Raw genomic sequence first — 523 nt, forward strand, 5'->3', positions numbered from 1 at the left:
ATGTCCCACACGGTTGCTCATGGGTGGAACGTTGACTATTCGGCACTTTTGTTGATCATCCGCGTTAGTACTGCCCCACTGGGGTGTGGAAGACGGGGGTGGGAGACGGGGTGTCGGGCACGCTGTTGGGTGTCTGAGGGTGCGAGCGTTGCTCGTCCTTCGGGTATGCCGGTCCCAGTGAACTTGCCTGTTTCGGGTGGGGTGGTGGGTGGCTGGTCGTTGTTTGAGAACTGCACAGTGGACGCGAGCATCTGTGGCCAAGTTTTTAAGGGCGCACGGTGGATGCCTTGGTACCTGTGATCCGGGGGTGTCCGAATGGGGAAACCCGGCAGTCGTCATGGGCTGTCACCCGCACCTGAACTCATAGGGTGTGTGGAGGGAACGAGGGGAAGTGAAACATCTCAGTACCCTCAGGAAGAGAAAACAATAGTGATTCCGGGAGTAGCGGCGAGCGAAACTGGATGAGGCTAAACCGTTCATGTGTGATACCCGGCAGGGGTTGCGTGGGCGGGGTCGTGGGAGT

1 rRNA gene is annotated in these 523 nt (G+C 58.7%); it reads left to right on the plus strand.

Features of this window, described 5'->3' with window-relative positions:
• Positions 1 to 255: 255 nt before the first annotated feature.
• Positions 256 to 523: ribosomal RNA gene (locus IH48_RS0132505) — 23S ribosomal RNA — on the plus strand; the annotation flags it as partial.

This window comes from Streptomyces sp. NRRL F-5126 (assembly GCF_000721265.1).
Classification (GTDB): Bacteria; Actinomycetota; Actinomycetes; order Streptomycetales; family Streptomycetaceae; genus Streptomyces.